The 252-nt window shown below is 46.8% G+C and carries 1 pseudogene; it reads right to left on the reverse strand.

Going from position 1 to position 252, the window contains the following annotated elements:
- A pseudogene (locus VZP09_RS19555) lies at positions 1-252 on the reverse strand (IS3 family transposase); the annotation flags it as partial.

Consider the following 252-nt stretch of genomic DNA (forward strand, 5'->3'; position numbering starts at 1 on the left):
ATAACGACCTTTGTGATAGTGGTATATCTTCCTGATGTTCTCTTTAAGACCCGCATACCTGTCCCCTTGCTTCAGTGCATTCATATTGTAATACCACGTGCTACGGGACATACCGGCCGCCCGCAGAAGGTCCCGCAGAGCGTGTTCATGCCTTAGTTCACTGATTATCAGGGCTTTTTGCCATTTTTTTCGCTCTGAACCAAGGCTTTCAACTTTTTTAGATAGGCATTCTCTGCCCGCAGATAACGCAGT

Origin of the sequence: Klebsiella sp. EMBS2024 (genome assembly GCF_036233805.1) — a bacterium.
In the GTDB taxonomy this organism is placed as follows: domain Bacteria; phylum Pseudomonadota; class Gammaproteobacteria; order Enterobacterales; family Enterobacteriaceae; genus Klebsiella; species Klebsiella pneumoniae.